General features: G+C 69.1%; 10 protein-coding genes and 1 tRNA gene. All 11 read left to right on the top strand.

Annotated features, from left to right (window positions below; all coding sequences use genetic code 11):
* The first annotated feature begins 158 nt into the window (after nucleotides 1-158).
* The 11 genes from nuoL to pnp all read left to right on the top strand — a co-directional run bounded on the left by nuoL (nucleotide 159) and on the right by pnp (nucleotide 14,895).
* Nucleotides 159-2,264, top strand: a complete 2,106-nt coding sequence (gene nuoL, locus PSEJ35_RS0100260) for an NADH-quinone oxidoreductase subunit L (RefSeq protein ID WP_028916022.1) — start codon at nucleotides 159-161, stop codon at nucleotides 2,262-2,264.
* Nucleotides 2,265-2,283: 19 nt separating this feature from the next.
* A complete protein-coding gene (locus PSEJ35_RS0100255) occupies nucleotides 2,284-3,795 on the top strand; it encodes an NADH-quinone oxidoreductase subunit M (RefSeq protein ID WP_028916021.1) in 1,512 nt (503 codons plus the stop codon).
* A 13-nt stretch (nucleotides 3,796-3,808) separates the two neighbouring features.
* Entirely contained in the window at nucleotides 3,809-5,257 is a 1,449-nt protein-coding gene (gene nuoN / locus PSEJ35_RS0100250; RefSeq protein ID WP_028916020.1) for an NADH-quinone oxidoreductase subunit NuoN, read from the top strand.
* Between the two features lie 246 nt (nucleotides 5,258-5,503).
* Nucleotides 5,504-5,580, top strand: a tRNA-Met gene (locus PSEJ35_RS0100245).
* 221 nt (nucleotides 5,581-5,801) lie between these two features.
* A complete protein-coding gene (gene rimP, locus PSEJ35_RS0100240) occupies nucleotides 5,802-6,401 on the top strand; it encodes a ribosome maturation factor RimP (RefSeq protein WP_028916019.1) in 600 nt (199 codons plus the stop codon).
* A 7-nt stretch (nucleotides 6,402-6,408) separates the two neighbouring features.
* Nucleotides 6,409-7,920: a transcription termination factor NusA gene (gene nusA / locus PSEJ35_RS0100235; protein ID WP_028916018.1), complete on the top strand. Its 1,512-nt coding sequence runs from the start codon at nucleotides 6,409-6,411 to the stop codon at nucleotides 7,918-7,920.
* A gap of 95 nt (nucleotides 7,921-8,015) precedes the next feature.
* Complete coding sequence (gene infB / locus PSEJ35_RS0100230; protein ID WP_028916017.1) at nucleotides 8,016-10,649, top strand: translation initiation factor IF-2; 2,634 nt, start codon at nucleotides 8,016-8,018, stop codon at nucleotides 10,647-10,649.
* Between the two features lie 156 nt (nucleotides 10,650-10,805).
* A complete protein-coding gene (gene rbfA, locus PSEJ35_RS0100225) occupies nucleotides 10,806-11,177 on the top strand; it encodes a 30S ribosome-binding factor RbfA (protein WP_028916016.1) in 372 nt (123 codons plus the stop codon).
* Nucleotides 11,178-11,230: 53 nt separating this feature from the next.
* A complete protein-coding gene (gene truB / locus PSEJ35_RS0100220; protein WP_028916015.1) occupies nucleotides 11,231-12,151 on the top strand; it encodes a tRNA pseudouridine(55) synthase TruB in 921 nt (306 codons plus the stop codon).
* A 195-nt stretch (nucleotides 12,152-12,346) separates the two neighbouring features.
* Nucleotides 12,347-12,607 carry a 30S ribosomal protein S15 gene (gene rpsO, locus PSEJ35_RS0100215; protein ID WP_028916014.1) on the top strand — a complete coding sequence of 87 codons (261 nt, stop codon included), beginning with the start codon at nucleotides 12,347-12,349 and terminating at the stop codon, nucleotides 12,605-12,607.
* A gap of 182 nt (nucleotides 12,608-12,789) precedes the next feature.
* Nucleotides 12,790-14,895: a polyribonucleotide nucleotidyltransferase gene (gene pnp, locus PSEJ35_RS0100210; RefSeq protein WP_028916013.1), complete on the top strand. Its 2,106-nt coding sequence runs from the start codon at nucleotides 12,790-12,792 to the stop codon at nucleotides 14,893-14,895.
* Nucleotides 14,896-15,918 lie beyond the last annotated feature (1,023 nt).

Genomic DNA, 15,918 nt, shown 5'->3' with positions numbered 1-15,918 from the left:
GGCGCCGGCGACGGCGCGGCGACAATCGATGGCACCACCACCGGCACGGCCGCGGCGATGCCACCCGGCCCGGCCGGGAGCAACTTGGAAGTGGCGGCATGCGCGGCCGGTGGCGGGACCGCCGGCTCCACGGCACGAACTGGAACTAGACGGCAACCATGATCATCTCCAAAACCCACCTGCTGCTGATCGTCCTGGCACCCCTGCTGGGCAGCATCATCGCGGGTCTGTTCGGGCGCCAGGTCGGCCGCAAGGGCGCGCAGTACGCCACCATCCTCGGCGTGGCGGTCAGCTGCGCGCTGTCGGTCAACGTGCTGTACCAGCTGGTCGCCGGCGGCGCCTCTCCGTTCAACCAGAACGTCTACACCTTCTTCGAGGTGGGCAACTACGCGGCCCACGTCGGCTTCATGGTCGACCGCCTGACCGCGATGATGATGGTGGTCGTCACCTTCGTCTCGCTGCTGGTCCACGTCTACAGCATCGGCTACATGGCCGACGACCCGGGCTACCAGCGCTTCTTCAGCTACATCTCGCTGTTCACCTTCTCGATGCTCATGCTGGTCATGAGCAACAACTTCCTGCAGCTGTTCTTCGGCTGGGAAGCGGTGGGCCTGGTTTCGTACCTGCTGATCGGCTTCTGGTTCAAGCGGCCGAGCGCGGTGTTCGCCAACATGAAGGCGTTCCTGGTCAACCGCGTGGGCGACTTCGGCTTCCTGCTGGGCATCGCCGGCGTGCTGCTGTGGTTCGGCACCCTGGACTACGCCACCGTGTTCGCAAACGCCCCGCTGCTGCAGGGCCAGGAAGTGCAGATCTTCGCCGGCCATTCCTGGCAGATCGCCACCATCATCTGCATCTGCCTGTTCATCGGCGCGATGGGCAAGTCGGCGCAGGTCCCGCTGCACGTGTGGCTGCCCGACTCGATGGAAGGCCCGACCCCGATCTCGGCGCTGATCCACGCCGCGACGATGGTGACCGCCGGCATCTTCATGGTCGCGCGCATGTCGCCGCTGTTCGAGCTGTCGGAGACCGCGCTGAACTTCGTGCTGTTCATCGGCGCCACCACCGCGTTCTTCATGGGCCTGATCGGCATCGTGCAGAACGACATCAAGCGCGTGGTCGCGTACTCGACCCTGTCGCAGCTGGGCTACATGACCGTGGCGCTGGGCGTCTCGGCCTACTCCGGCGCGGTCTACCACCTGATGACCCACGCCTTCTTCAAGGCGCTGCTGTTCCTGGCCGCCGGCTCGGTGATCATCGGCATGCACCACGAGCAGGACATGCGCAAGATGGGCGGCCTGCGCAAGTACATGCCGGTCACCTACTGGACCAGCGTCATCGGCACCCTGGCCCTGGTCGGCACCCCGTTCTTCTCGGGCTTCTACTCGAAGGACACCATCATCGAGGCGGCCGCGCACAACGCCCACCACAGCCACCACTGGATCGCGACCTACGCGTACTGGGCGGTGCTCGGCGGCGTGATCGTGACCAGCTTCTACAGCTTCCGCCTGCTGTTCATGACGTTCCACGGCAAGGAGCGCTTCCGCGACGCCCATGCCGGCCATGGCCACGGCCACGACGCCGCGCACGGCGACCACGCGCATGGCGACGACCATGGCCACCACGGGACCCACGAGCCGCACGAGTCGCCGTGGGTGGTGACCGTGCCGCTGGTCCTGCTGGCGATCCCGTCGGTGCTGATCGGCTTCTTCACCGCCGGCCCGATGCTGTTCGGGACCGACTGGAAGGGCCACCACCTGGAGGCCTTCGTGCCGGGGCAGCAGGTCACCTTCTTCACCGGCGCGATCGACTTCGCGGACCCGGCGCGCGACACCATCGCCCAGGTCGGCGCCGAGTTCTGGCACGGCCCGGTCGAGTATGCGATGCATGGCATGACCATGCCGGCGTTCTGGCTCACCGTCGCCGGCTTCCTGCTGGCCGCCGCCCTCTACCTGTGGAAGCCCGAGCTGGCCGCCTCGGCCCGTCGCATCTTCCGCCCGGTGGTGCGCGTGCTGGAGGAGAAGTTCGGCTTCGACCACCTGTGGATCAAGGGCTTCGCCGGCGGTGGCGTGATCCTCGGCCGCATCTCGCGCTGGATCGACACCAACCTGATCGACGGCGTCGTCGTCAACGGCAGCGCCCGCCTGGTCGACCTGGGCGCGGCCCTGCTGCGGCGCACGCAATCCGGTTACCTCTACCACTACGCCTTCGCGATGATCATCGGCCTGATCGCACTTCTGGCCGTCATCATCCGGTTCTGGCGCTGACCGTACGGAAGAACGAGACGTGGCAAACACGCACCTGCTGAGTGTCCTGATCTGGCTGCCGGTTATCGGCGGCGCGCTGATCCTCGCCCTGGGCAGCGCCCGGGCGGCGGCGGCGCGCTGGCTTTCGATGGCGGTGGCCGTGGCCACCTTCCTGTGGAGCCTGCGCCTGCTGACCGGGTTCGACTACTCCAACCCGGGCATGCAGTTCGTCGAGCAGCACGCCTGGATCCCGGCCTGGGGCATCCATTACAACCTGGGCGTGGATGGCATCGCGATCGCGCTGATCCTGCTGACCACCCTGGTCGGCGTGCTGGCCCTGGCCGGCGCCTGGGGCGTGGTCAACAAGCGCGTGCACCAGTACGTGGCCTCGTTCCTGATCCTGCAGGGCGTGACGGTCGGCATCTTCGCCGCCACCGACGCGATCCTGTTCTACGTGTTCTTCGAGGCCATGCTGATCCCGATGTTCCTGATCATCGGCGTCTGGGGCGGCCCGCGGCGCATCTATGCCGCGATGAAGTTCTTCCTGTACACCTTCCTCGGCTCGGTGCTGATGCTGGTGGCGCTGGTCTACCTGTACCTGAAGGGCGGCAGCTTCCAGCTGGCCGACCTGTACGCGCTGCCGCTGACCGCCAGGGAGCAGACCTGGATCTTCTTCGCCTTCCTGGTCGCCTTCGCGGTCAAGGTGCCGATGTTCCCGGTGCACACCTGGCTGCCGGACGCGCACGTCGAGGCGCCGACCGCCGGTTCGGTGATCCTGGCGGCGATCGCGCTGAAGATCGGCGGCTACGGCTTCCTGCGCTTCAACCTGCCGATCACCCCGGACGCCGGCCAGGAATGGGCGTGGCTGGTGATCGCGCTGTCGCTGGTCGCGGTGATCTACGTCGGCCTGGTCGCCCTGGTCCAGGACGACATGAAGAAGCTGGTCGCGTACTCCTCGGTCGCGCACATGGGCTTCGTCACCCTGGGCACCTTCATCGTGTTCACCCTGGTCCGCGACTTCGGCTCGATCGACGCCGCGCGCCTGGGCCTGCAGGGCGCGATGGTGCAGATGGTCTCGCACGGTTTCGTCTCCGGCGCGATGTTCTCCTGCATCGGCGTGCTGTACGACCGCATGCACACCCGCCGCATCTCCGACTACGGCGGCGTGGCCAACGTGATGCCGCGGTTCGCCGCGTTCGCGATGCTGTTCTTCATGGCCAACTCGGGCCTGCCGGGCACCAGCGGCTTCGTCGGCGAGTTCATGGTCATCCTGGCCAGCTTCCAGAAGCACCCGGTGATCGCGGCCCTGGCGGCGACCACCCTGGTGATCACCGCGGCGTACACGCTGTGGCTCTACAAGCGCATCTTCTTCGGCGAGGTCGGCAACGCCCACGTCGCGGAGATGAAGGACATCAACGGGCGCGAGGCGCTGGTGCTGGGCGTGTTCGCCGCCGGCGTCCTGCTGCTCGGCGTCTGGCCCAAGCCGCTGACCGACCTGATGGAACCGTCGATCGCGCAACTGGCGACCCAGATCGCCACCAGCAAGCTGTAAGGATCTACCGAAGATGACCACGTCCCTCGCGATGCCGTCCGCCGCCGAACTGCTGCCGCTGCTGCCGGAGCTGGTGCTGATCGGTGGCGCCTTCGCCCTGCTGATCGTCGATCTCTTCATCTCCGCCCGGCACAAGGTCTTCACCCACTTCCTGTCGGTGCTGCTGCTGGCCGTGGTGCTGGCGATGCTGGCCACCGGCACGGGCGGGCAGGGCACGGTGATGAACGGCATGTTCGTCCGCGACGCCGCCGCCGACGTCATGAAGATGGCGATCGTGCTGATGAGCGGCCTGACCCTGGTCTACGGCTGGAGCTACCTGCGCGAGCGCAACCTGTTCCAGGGCGAGGTACCGGTGCTGGTGCTGTTCGCCACCGCCGGCATGATGATGCTGGTCTCGGCCGGCAGCCTGGTCATGGTCTACCTGGGGCTGGAGCTGCTGGCGCTGAGCTCGTACGCGCTGGTCGCGCTGGACCGCGACAACGGCCGCGCCACCGAGGCGGCGATGAAGTACATCGTGCTCGGCTCGCTGGCTTCGGGCCTGCTGCTGTACGGCATGTCGCTGGTCTACGGCGCCACCGGTACCCTGCAGCTGGACGGCATAAACGCCGCCATCGCCACCACCCACGAGCGCACCCTGCTGCTGACCGGCACCGTGTTCATGGTCGCCGGCGTGGCCTTCAAGCTCGGCGCCGCGCCGTTCCACATGTGGCTGCCGGACGTGTACCAGGGCGCCACCGCGCCGATCGCGCTGTTCGTCAGCTCCGCGCCCAAACTGGCCGCCTTCGGCATGGCCTGGCGCCTGCTCGAGGTGGGCGTGGGTCCGCTGGCCGAGGAGTGGAAGTGGCTGCTGGCCGGCCTGGCCGCGGTGTCGCTGGTGATCGGCAACCTGATGGCGGTCGCCCAGTCGAACATCAAGCGCATGCTGGCGTACTCGACCGTCTCGCACATCGGCTTCCTGCTGATGGGCCTGGCCGGCGGCGACGAGCGCGGCTACGCGGCGGCGCTGTTCTACGCCATCGCCTACGCACTGATGTCGACCGCGGCCTTCGGCGCGATCATCGCGCTGTCGCGCCAGGGCTTCGAGGCCGAGAACATCGACGACTTCAAGGGCCTGAACGCGCGCAACCCGTGGATGGCTGGCCTGGTGCTGTGCATCATGGCCTCGCTGGCCGGCGTGCCGCCGTTCCTGGGCTTCTGGACCAAGCTGGCGGTGCTGGCCGCGGCGGTGCAGGGCGGGATGCTGTGGCTGGCCCTGCTGGGCGTGGTCTGCGCGGTGATCGGCGCGTTCTACTACCTGCGCGTGATCAAGGTCATGTACTTCGACGAGCCGGTCGGCGGCCCGCTGCCGGCGCACAACGACCGCGTGCTGGGCATCGTGCTGGGCGTCAACTCGCTGGCCCTGCTGGTCCTGCCGCTGGGCCTGAACCGCCTGCTCGAGTGGTGCCAGCAGGCCTTCATGTAAGGCCGCGCCGGCCACCGGTCGCATGGAAGCCCCCGCTTGCCGGGGGCTTCTCTTCTTCGGGCGGCGCCCGGCGGGCAGGGGGGCGCGGCGCCGTGCGGCCGGTCGCGTGCAACGGGCGAAGCACGCGGCACCGCATGGAACGGGTGCAGGCTTTCCGTGGCGGCGGTATACGCTGCATATCGTTCAGCGGGATTTGCATCGAGGGCTTGCAAAGATCCGCGCCGATCGCCATAATTCCGCCTCTGCTGCGGGGTGGAGCAGTCTGGCAGCTCGTCGGGCTCATAACCCGAAGGTCGCAGGTTCAAATCCTGCCCCCGCTACCACGTTTCGTGGTTCGGATGTCCCGGTTCCGCCGGGGTATCCGCAACCGCAAAGCCTGGGCCAGCAACGGCGCATGTTCCCGCCGTTGCGCCGATTCCAGCATCATTGGACGGGAAGCCCGGGAGGGCCACCCGTCGGACACGGGGCCCGAACGGGCCCTTTGTCGTTTCCGGGGGCCGGAAATTCCCGTCTTCCCGTTTCCTGCTTTCGAGTACCCGCCGCAATGAGCGAGAAGCACAGCGAAATCGCCGAGCTGCTGGGCCCGACCGTCGAGTCGCTGGGCCTGGAGCTGCTGGGCATCGAATACCTGCCCGCGCCGGGTGGTGCCACGCTGCGCCTTTACATCGACGTCCCGGCCGGCGAGGAATCGCGCACCGTGACCATCGAGGACTGCGAGGCGGTCAGCCGCGAGGTTTCCGCGCAGCTGGACGTGGCCGACCCGATCCCGGGCAACTACACCCTCGAGGTGTCGTCGCCGGGCCTGGACCGGCCGCTGTTCACCGCCGCGCAGTTCGCCCGCTTCGCCGGCGAACAGGCCAAGGTGGCGCTGAAGCTGCCGCAGGAAGGCCGCCGCCGCCTGCAGGGCCAGATCCTGCGGGTCGAGGCCGGCACCGTGGTGTTCGAGCTCGACGGCGCCGAATTCCCGGTCGCCGCGGACAACATCGACAAGGCGCGCCTGGTCCCCGACTGGGCCGCGCTGGGCCTGGCCCCGAACAAGTACGCGCCCGCCAACAAGGGCAAGCCCGCGCCGAAGCCCGGCAACGGCACGACTCCCAAGCACCCCTCCAACAAGCCGGCGGCCGGCAAGCCGCACGCGGAGTAACGAAGAGATGAGCAAGGAACTTCTTCTGGTAGTGGACGCGGTCGCCAACGAGAAGGGCGTGCCGCGTGACGTGATCTTCGAGGCGCTCGAAGCCGCGCTGGCTTCGGCCGCCAAGAAGCGCTACGTCGACCAGGACGTCGTCACCCGCGTCGCGATCGACCGCAAGGACGGCAGCTACGAGACCTTCCGCCGCTGGGAAGTGGTGGCCGACGACGTGGTCATGGAATCGCCCGACCGCCAGATCCGCCTGATGGACGCCATCGAGGAGGCCGACGGCGTCGAGGTCGGCGACTGGATCGAGGAGCAGATCGAGAACCCCGAGTTCGGCCGCATCGCCGCCCAGGCCGCCAAGCAGGTGATCGTCCAGCGCGTGCGCGAGGCCGAGCGCCAGCAGGTCGTGGACGCGTGGAAGGACCGCGTCGGCGAGCTGGTCACCGGCGTGGTCAAGCGCGTCGAGCGCGGCAACGTCTACGTGGACCTGGGCGGCAACGCCGAGGCCTTCATCCCGAAGGACAAGGGCATCCCGCGCGACGTGCTGCGCACCGGCGACCGCGTGCGCGGCTACCTGTACGAGGTCCGCAGCGAGCCCCGCGGCCCGCAGCTGTTCATGAGCCGTGCCGCCCCCGAATTCATGATCGAGCTGTTCAAGCTCGAGGTGCCGGAAGTCGGCCAGGGCCTGGTCGAGATCAAGGCCTGCGCCCGCGACCCGGGCGACCGCGCCAAGATCGCCGTCGTGGCCCACGACAACCGCACCGACCCGATCGGCGCCTGCATCGGCATGCGCGGTTCGCGCGTGCAGGCGGTGTCCAACGAGCTCAACGGCGAGCGCGTGGACATCGTGCTGTGGAACGAGAACCCGGCCAACTTCGTCATCAACGCGATGGCGCCGGCCGAGGTGCAGGCGATCATCGTCGACGAAGAGAAGCACTCGATGGACCTGGCCGTGGCCGAGGACCGCCTGGCCCAGGCGATCGGCAAGGGCGGCCAGAACGTGCGCCTGGCCAGCCGCCTGACCGGCTGGCAGCTCAACGTCATGACCCAGGACCAGGTCGCGGCCAAGTCCGAGGCCGAGCAGGCCGTGGCCCGCCAGCTGTTCATGGACAAGCTGGAGGTGGACGAGGAAATCGCCAGCATCCTGGTGTCCGAGGGCTTCAGCACGGTCGAGGAAATCGCCTACGTGCCGGTCGGCGAGCTGCTGGCGGTGGAGGGCTTCGACGAGGACATCGTCGAGGAACTGCGCTCCCGCGCCCGCGACGCCCTGCTCAACGAGGCCTTGGCGGTCGAGGAGCGGCTGGGCGACGAAGGCCCGGCCGAGGACCTGCTGGCGCTGGAAGGCATGGACGAGGACACTGCCTTCGCCCTGGCCAGCCATGGCGTCCGCACCGCCGAGGACCTGTCGGACCTGGCCGCCGACGAAGTGGCCGAGTTCGGCATCGAGGGCCTGGACGAGACTCGCGCCGCCGCCCTGATCCTGGCCGCCCGTGCCGAGGAGATCGCCCGCCTGGAGCGCGGCGAATGAGCCGGCGATGAACACCGCCCTGCATCGTCCAGGGCTTAGAATCCGCGTTTCCCTTGCTCTCGGCGAGGGGGCGCCAACAAGAGCATAGGATCCGAATGTCGCAGCAAACCACCATCCGCAAGCTCGCCGACCTGGTCAACACGCCGGTGGAGAAGTTGCTGGAGCAGCTGGCCGAGGCCGGCATGCACTTCAGCGACCCCGACCAGGTCGTGACCAGCGCCGAAAAGCTCAAGCTGCTCGGCTTCCTCAAGCGCGCCCACGGCAAGTCCGAGGCCCAGGCCGAGGACGTCGCCGCGCCGAAGAAGATCACCCTGGCCCGTCGCAAGGTGCAGGAACTGACCGTCGGCGGCGGCCGCAGCAAGACCACCGTCGCGGTCGAGGTCCGGCAGAAGCGCACCTACGTCAAGGCCACCGAGGCCCAGGCTTCGGCGCCGGCCCCGCAGGGTCCGGTCGACGACGAGCGCGCCGAGGTGCTGCGCAAGCTCGAGGAATCGCGCCAGCGCAACCTCGCCGAGCAGCAGCGCCTGGCCGAGCTTGACCGCCAGCGCGCCGAGGAGGCCGAGCGCAAGCGCCAGGAAGAAGAAGCGCGCCGCCGCGCCGAGGAAGAGGCGCGCAAGGCCGAGGAAGAGCGGCAGAAGGCCGCCGCCGCCCCGGCCCGCACCGAGGAGGCGCCTGCCGCCGCGGCGCGCCCGGCGCGCGCCCCGGCCCCGCCGCACCGCCCGGCCCCCGAGCGCGCGGCCGACGACGGCCGTGGCCACAAGCACAAGACCCGCGGCTCGCACGTGATGGTCGCCGGCATCGAGGACGACGACGCGGCCAGCCGCTTCGCCGGCCAGCTGCACCTGTCGGCCGCCGAGCGCGCGCGCCGTTCCAGCGCCCGTCCGGGCGGCAAGGCCAAGCCGCGCCGCCAGGAAGTCCGTGGCGGAGGATCCAGCGGCGCCGGTGGCTTCGAGCGCCCGACCGCCCCGATCGTGCGCGAAGTGGCGATCGGCGACTCGATCACCGTGGCCGACCTGGCGCAGAAGCTCGCGCTCAAGGGCGGCGACGTGGTCAAGGCGCTGTTCAAGATGGGCGTGATGGCCACCATCACCCAGACCATCGACCACGACACCGCCGCGCTGGTCACCGAGGAACTGGGCCACAAGCCGGTCCGCGCCGATTCCGACGACGCCGAGAGCGAACTGCTGGCGCACGTGGAGCAGGCCAAGGGCGAGGCGAAGCCGCGTCCGCCGGTGGTCACCATCATGGGCCACGTCGACCACGGCAAGACCTCGCTGCTGGACTACATCCGCCGCACCAAGGTCGCCCACGGCGAGGCCGGCGGCATCACCCAGCACATCGGCGCCTACCACGTGGAAACGCCCAAGGGCGTGATCAGCTTCCTGGATACCCCGGGCCACGCCGCGTTCACCTCGATGCGCGCCCGCGGCGCCAAGCTGACCGACATCGTGGTGCTGGTCGTGGCCGCCGACGACGGCGTCATGCCGCAGACCAAGGAAGCCATCCAGCACGCCAAGGCGGCCGGCGTGCCGATCATCGTGGCGATCAACAAGATCGACAAATCCGACGCCGACCCGCTGCGCGTGAAGAACGAGCTGCTGGCCGAGGAGGTCGTGGCCGAGGAGTTCGGCGGCGACACCCAGATGGTCGAGCTGTCGGCCAAGACCGGCCAGGGCGTGGACGACCTGCTTGACGCGATCTCGATCCAGGCCGAAGTGCTGGAGCTGAAGGCGGTGGCCGAAGGCAACGCCAGCGGCGTGGTCATCGAGTCGGCGCTGGACAAGGGCCGCGGCCCGGTTGCCACCGTGCTGGTCCAGCAGGGCCAGCTGAAGAAGGGCGACTACCTGGTCTGCGGTGTGCAGTACGGCCGCGTCCGCGCGCTGTTCGACGAGACCGGCGGCCAGCCGGCCTCGGCCGGTCCGTCGATCCCGGTGCAGGTCCTGGGCCTGTCCGGCGTGCCGGATGCCGGCGACGACTTCGTCGTGGTCAAGGACGAGCGCCTGGCCAAGGACGTGGCGCAGCAGCGCGACGCCAAGCGCCGCGAGTCGCGCCTGGTCCAGGCCGCGGGCAACCGCATGGAAGACATCATGGCCCAGATGGGCAAGGGCGAGGGCCAGCAGGTCCTCAACCTGCTGGTCAAGGCCGACGTGCAGGGCTCGGTGGAGGCGCTCAAGCAGTCGCTCACCGCGCTGTCCAACGACCAGATCCGGATCAACGTGATCAGCTCCGGCGTGGGCGGCATCACCGAGTCCGACGCCAACATCGCCGTGACCACCAAGGCCACCGTGATCGGCTTCAACGTGCGCGCCGACGCCTCGGCCCGCAAGATCATCGAGGCCAACGGCGTCGACCTGCGCTACTTCTCGATCATCTACGACGTGATCGACCAGGTGAAGCAGGTGGCTTCCGGCCTGCTGGGCGTGGAGATCCGCGAGGAGATCATCGGCATCGCCGAGGTGCGCGAGGTCTTCCGCAGCTCCAAGTTCGGCGCGGTCGCCGGCTGCATGGTCGTCGAGGGCGTGGTCAAGCGGAACAAGCCGATCCGCGTGCTGCGCGACAACACGGTCATCTTCGAGGGCGAGCTGGAATCGCTGCGCCGCTTCAAGGAGAACGTGGACGAGGTGCGCAACGGCACCGAGTGCGGCATCGGCGTCAAGGAGTACAACGACGTCAAGCCGGGCGACCAGATCGAGTGCTTCGAGCGCATCGAGGTCCAGCGCACGCTGTAAGCGCATGGCGCCGGCCCGCCCCGCGGGCGGCGCCGGCGCGTTGACGGGACGGCCCGCGCGGCCGTCCCGCCGTTTCCGGGGTGGGCCCCGCGCCGGCAGGCGCCCGGGGCGCGACCCGATCCATCGGGCCGCCACAGGCCCGGCAAGGAGTTGCACATGCCGACCAAATCCTTCCATCGCACCGACCGTGTTTCGGCGCAGCTGCGCCGCGAACTGGGCACGCTGGTCCACGAGGCCGTGCGCGAGCACGGGCTGCCGTCGGTGAGCGTGTCCGACGTGGAAGTCACCCGCGACCTGGCCCACGCCAAGGTTTTCGTCACCGCGCTGCTGCCGGAGCGTTCGGGCGAGGCGGTGAAGGCGCTGAAGGAAATGGCCCGCGACATCCGCATGGAGCTGGCCCGGCGGGTGAAGCTGCGTCACGTGCCGGAGCTGCACTTCCACTACGACGATTCGGTCGACCGCGGCGAGCGCATCGATACGCTGCTGCGCCAGAACCCGGTCGGCCCGACCGAGCCGGACGAGGCCTGAGGCGCCCGGGCCCGCCCGGCGCCACCGCCTGCCCGCGGCCCGCCACCCGACCGATGAACCGGCGACCGAAGATCCGCTTCCGCCCCCTCGACGGCATCCTCCTGCTCGACAAGCCGGGCGGGATGAGCTCCAACGCCGCCCTGCAGGCGGCGCGCCGCCTGTTCCGCGCCGAGAAGGGCGGCCATACCGGCAGCCTCGACCCGCTGGCCACCGGCCTGCTGCCGCTGTGCTTCGGCGAGGCGACCAAGCTGGCCGGCCTGCTGCTGGGCTCGGACAAGGCCTACGAGGCCGGCATCGTCCTGGGCACCACCACCGACACCGACGACGCCGACGGCCAGGTCCTGCGCCAGCGGCCGGTGCCGGCGCTGGACTGCGCCACCCTGGAGGCGGCGCTGGCCGGCTTCACCGGCGTGCTGCAGCAGCGCGCCCCGGTCTTTTCGGCGCTCAAGCAGGGCGGCGAGCCGCTGTACGCCCGCGCCCGCCGCGGCGAGGCGATCGAGGCGCCGGTGCGCGAGGTCGTGGTCCATGCCATCGAGCTGCTCGGGCACGAAGGCGGGCGCCTGCGCCTGCGGATAACCTGCGGCAGCGGCACCTACATCCGCAGCCTGGCCCGCGACCTGGGCGAGGCGCTGGGCTGCGGGGCGCACATCGCCAGCCTGCGCCGGCTGTGGGTGGATCCGTTCCGCGAACCGCTCATGTACACCCTCGAGCAGCTGGAGGCCCTGGCCGGCGACGAGGCGGCGCTGGACGCCTGCCTGCTGCCGCTGGCCGCCGGCCTGGCCGGTTTCCCCCGGGTCGAGCTGGACGCCGCCTTGGCGGTGCGTTTCGCCCAGGGCCAGCGCCTGCGCGGCGACTGGAGCCCGGCCGATCCGGTGGCCGTGTTCGGCCCCGGCGGCGCGCCGCTGGGCCTGGGCCGGGTCGGGGAGGGCGGGCGCCTGTCGCCGCAGCGCCTGTTCGTGCCCGCCGCGGCCTGAACCGGGTCAGGCCGGGCGGCGGTCCGGAACCTTGTCCCGGCTCTCTCCCGGGGGGTACAATTCGCGCGCCTTTTTTCCGGGCAAACCCTTTCCGTCCATCACCCCGCCAGCGCGGGGCGGGGCGGCCTTCCGCAAGCGGCGGGTCAGGCGGTGCGCACACGCGTTCCTGCAGGCCTCGCATCAAGAGAAAACACCATGTCCATCGATACCCAGAAAGTCATCGCCGAGCACGCCCGTGGCGCCAACGACACCGGCTCCCCGGAAGTCCAGGTCGCCCTGCTGACCGCCCGCATCGAGCAGCTGACCGAGCACTTCAAGACCCACAAGAAGGACCACCACAGCCGCCGCGGCCTGCTCCAGCTGGTCAACCGCCGCCGCAGCCTGCTGGACTACCTGAAGCGCAAGGACAACGAGCGCTACAAGGGCCTGATCGAGAAGCTCGGCCTGCGTCGCTGAAGCAAGACCCCGCCGCGGCGCAGAAATGCGCCGCGGTTTGCATTTCGGAACACGAATTCGCTGCACGTCGCCGGCCCCCGCCGGCACCGCAACACCCGCGGCCGGGCTCTCCGGCCACCCGCCTGTGGCAAGGGTCGCCGGCGGTCAATCGCAAGCAGAAACAGCATCCCCAAGGAACCGACGTGGCAAAAATCACCAAAACCTTCCAGTACGGCAAGCACACCGTGACCCTGGAGACGGGCGAGATCGCCCGCCAGGCCAGCGGTGCCGTCATCGTGAAGATGGACGACACCGTACTGCTGGTCAGCGCCGTCGCCGCCAAGAGCGCGCGCGAAGGCCAGGACTTCTTCCCGCTCACCGTGGACTACCAGGAGAAGTTCTACGCCGGCGGCCGCATCCCCGGCGGCTTCTTCAAGCGCGAAGGCCGTCCGACCGAGAAGGAAACGCTGATCTCGCGCCTGATCGACCGTCCGATCCGTCCCCTGTTCCCGGAGGACTACAAGAACGAGGTCCAGATCATCGCGACCGTCATGTCGCTGAACCCGGAAATCGACGGTGACATCCCGGCGATGATCGGCGCCTCGGCGGCGCTGGCCCTGGCCGGCACCCCGTTCAAGGGCCCGATCGGCGCGGCCAAGGTCGGCTACAAGGACGGCCAGTACATCCTCAACCCGACCACCAGCGAGCTGAAGGAATCGAAGCTCGAGCTGGTCGTCGCCGGTACCGCCAACGCGGTGCTGATGGTCGAGTCCGAGGCCCAGCTGCTGAGCGAGGAAGTGATGCTGGGCGCGGTCACCTTCGGCCATCGCGAGATGCAGAAGGTCATCAACGCGATCAACGAGCTGACCGTCGAAGCCGGCACCAAGCCGAGCGACTGGGTCGCCCCGCCGAAGAACGAGGCGCTGATCGCCGCGCTGAAGGAAGCGGTCGGCACCCGCCTGGCCGAGGCCTTCCAGGTCCGCGACAAGCTGCAGCGCCGCGACGCCATCGCCGCGATCAAGAAGGACGTGACCGAGCAGCTGGCCGGCCGCGTCGCCGAGGAAGGCTGGAACCCGGCCGAGCTGGCCAAGGAATTCGGCGAGCTGGAATACCGCACCATGCGCGACGCGGTCCTGGAGACCAAGGTCCGCATCGACGGCCGCGCCCTGGACACCGTGCGCCCGATCACCGTGAAGACCGGCGTGCTGCCGCGTACCCACGGCTCGGCGCTGTTCACCCGCGGCGAGACCCAGGCGATCGTGGTCACTACCCTGGGCACCGCCCGCGACGGCCAGATCATCGATGCCGTCTCCGGCGAGTACAAGGAAAACTTCCTGTTCCACTACAACTTTCCGCCGTATTCGGTGGGCGAGTGCGGCCGCTTCGGCGCGCCGAAGCGCCGCGAGATCGGCCACGGCCGCCTCGCCAAGCGCGGCGTGCTGGCGGTGATGCCGACCCTGGAAGAGTTCCCCTACACCATCCGCGTGGTCTCGGAGATCACCGAGTCCAACGGCTCCTCGTCGATGGCTTCGGTCTGCGGCAGCTCGCTGGCGCTGATGGACGCCGGCGTCCCGGTTAAGGCCCCGGTGGCGGGCATCGCCATGGGCCTGGTGAAGGAAGGCGACCGCTTCGTGGTCCTGTCCGACATCCTGGGCGACGAAGACCACCTGGGCGACATGGACTTCAAGGTCGCCGGTACCTCCGAAGGCGTGTCCGCGCTGCAGATGGACATCAAGATCGAGGGCATCACCGAGGAGATCATGAAGCAGGCGCTGGAACAGGCCAAGGCCGGCCGTCTGCACATCCTCGGCGAGATGGCCAAGGCCATCACCCAGCCGCGCGCCGAGCTGTCCGAGTTCGCGCCGCGCCTGCTGACGATCAAGATCCACCCGGACAAGATCCGCGAGGTGATCGGCAAGGGCGGCGCCACGATCCAGGGCATCACCAAGGAAACCGGCACCCAGATCGACATCCAGGACGACGGCACCATCGTCATCGCCTCGGTCAACGCCGCCGCTGCCCAGGCCGCCAAGGCCCGCATCGAGCAGATCACCTCGGACGTGGAGCCGGGCCGGATCTACGAGGGCAAGATCGCCAAGATCATGGACTTCGGCGCGTTCGTGACCATCCTGCCGGGCAAGGACGGCCTGGTCCACGTCTCGCAGATCTCCAGCGAGCGCGTGGAGAAGGTCTCCGACAAGCTGAAGGAAGGCGACCTGGTCAAGGTCAAGGTGCTGGAAGTCGACAAGCAGGGCCGCATCCGCCTGTCGATCAAGGCCGTCCAGGAAGGCGAGGGCGTCGCCGGCTGACAGCCGCGGCGTTCCAGCAGACCCAGGGAAAAGCGGGCTTCGGCCCGCTTTTCTTTTGCGCGCCAGCCAGCGTCCGGGCATCCGGTGCGGAGCACGCTCGACGGCAACGGCAACGGCAACGGCAACGGCAACGGCAACAGCAACAGCAACAGCGTTGGGTGCGTGGGCTCCGGACGGGGCCGCCGCTCCAAGGGGGTATGGCGCATCGCGCGGTTCCGCGTCCTGCTCCAACGCGCGACCGCGGCACATCCATGTGCCGCTTGCGCCATACCCCCTTGGGACGACGTCCTCGGGCGCGTTGAGGCCAGGGCTTCTATTGGCGGCGCGATACCAGAGCCTTCCCCCGGGAGAGGGGAGAAACCGGTCGTAGCCCGGGTAAGGCCGCAGGCCGCATCCGGGGGATGCGCTCGCCACGCTTTGGGGAGGCGCGGTCGGATGCCCGCCCCGGATGCTGAAGGCTAGTGGCGTCAGCAAACAGCCACAGCCACAGCCACAGCCACGGCAAAGGCAAAGGCAAAGGCGTTGGAGGCACGGGCTCCGGACGGGGCCGCCGCCCCACGGGGGTGCGGCGCATCGCGCGGTTCCGCCATCCATGGCTCCAACGCGCGACCGCAGGCCATCCATGGCCTGCTTGCGCCATACCCCCGTGGGACGACGTCCTCGGGCGCGTTGGGGTCATGGCTTCTTTCGACGTCGCGAAGAGCCCGTCATCCCGCAAGTCGCGCCGCCCTGTAGAGTCGGGCTTGCCCGACTCCCACGCCGGCTGGCCCAACGCCGGGGAAAGGCAGCGGGGCAAGCCCCGCTCTACCAGAAACGCGTCTAGCCCCTCGCTCACGGAGAGGGGTCGGGGGCATTCCAGCGCCGCGAGGACCCCGACCCTCACCCCCGGCCCCAAGGAGAGGGGAACAAGAACGAAGCCATGACCCGAACGCGCCCGAAGGCGCGGCAATGCGGGGGGATGCTGCAAGCGGCGCGTGGATGTTCCGCGGTCGCGAACGCAGTACGAGCGGTCAGGCTGCTGGC

It is taken from the genome of Pseudoxanthomonas sp. J35, from assembly GCF_000513995.1.
In the GTDB taxonomy this organism is placed as follows: domain Bacteria; phylum Pseudomonadota; class Gammaproteobacteria; order Xanthomonadales; family Xanthomonadaceae; genus Pseudoxanthomonas.
The sequence above is the reverse complement of the archived record's forward strand: the minus strand, read 5'-3'. Positions and strand labels throughout refer to the sequence as shown.

Coding starts and splice junctions, on each gene's coding strand:
- nusA (WP_028916018.1), top strand. CDS start 6,409: ATGAGCAAGGAACTTCTTCTGGTAGTGGACGCGGTCGCCAACGAGAAG.
- rimP (WP_028916019.1), top strand. CDS start 5,802: ATGAGCGAGAAGCACAGCGAAATCGCCGAGCTGCTGGGCCCGACCGTC.
- rpsO (WP_028916014.1), top strand. CDS start 12,347: ATGTCCATCGATACCCAGAAAGTCATCGCCGAGCACGCCCGTGGCGCC.
- infB (WP_028916017.1), top strand. CDS start 8,016: ATGTCGCAGCAAACCACCATCCGCAAGCTCGCCGACCTGGTCAACACG.
- rbfA (WP_028916016.1), top strand. CDS start 10,806: ATGCCGACCAAATCCTTCCATCGCACCGACCGTGTTTCGGCGCAGCTG.
- nuoL (WP_028916022.1), top strand. CDS start 159: ATGATCATCTCCAAAACCCACCTGCTGCTGATCGTCCTGGCACCCCTG.
- truB (WP_028916015.1), top strand. CDS start 11,231: ATGAACCGGCGACCGAAGATCCGCTTCCGCCCCCTCGACGGCATCCTC.
- nuoN (WP_028916020.1), top strand. CDS start 3,809: ATGACCACGTCCCTCGCGATGCCGTCCGCCGCCGAACTGCTGCCGCTG.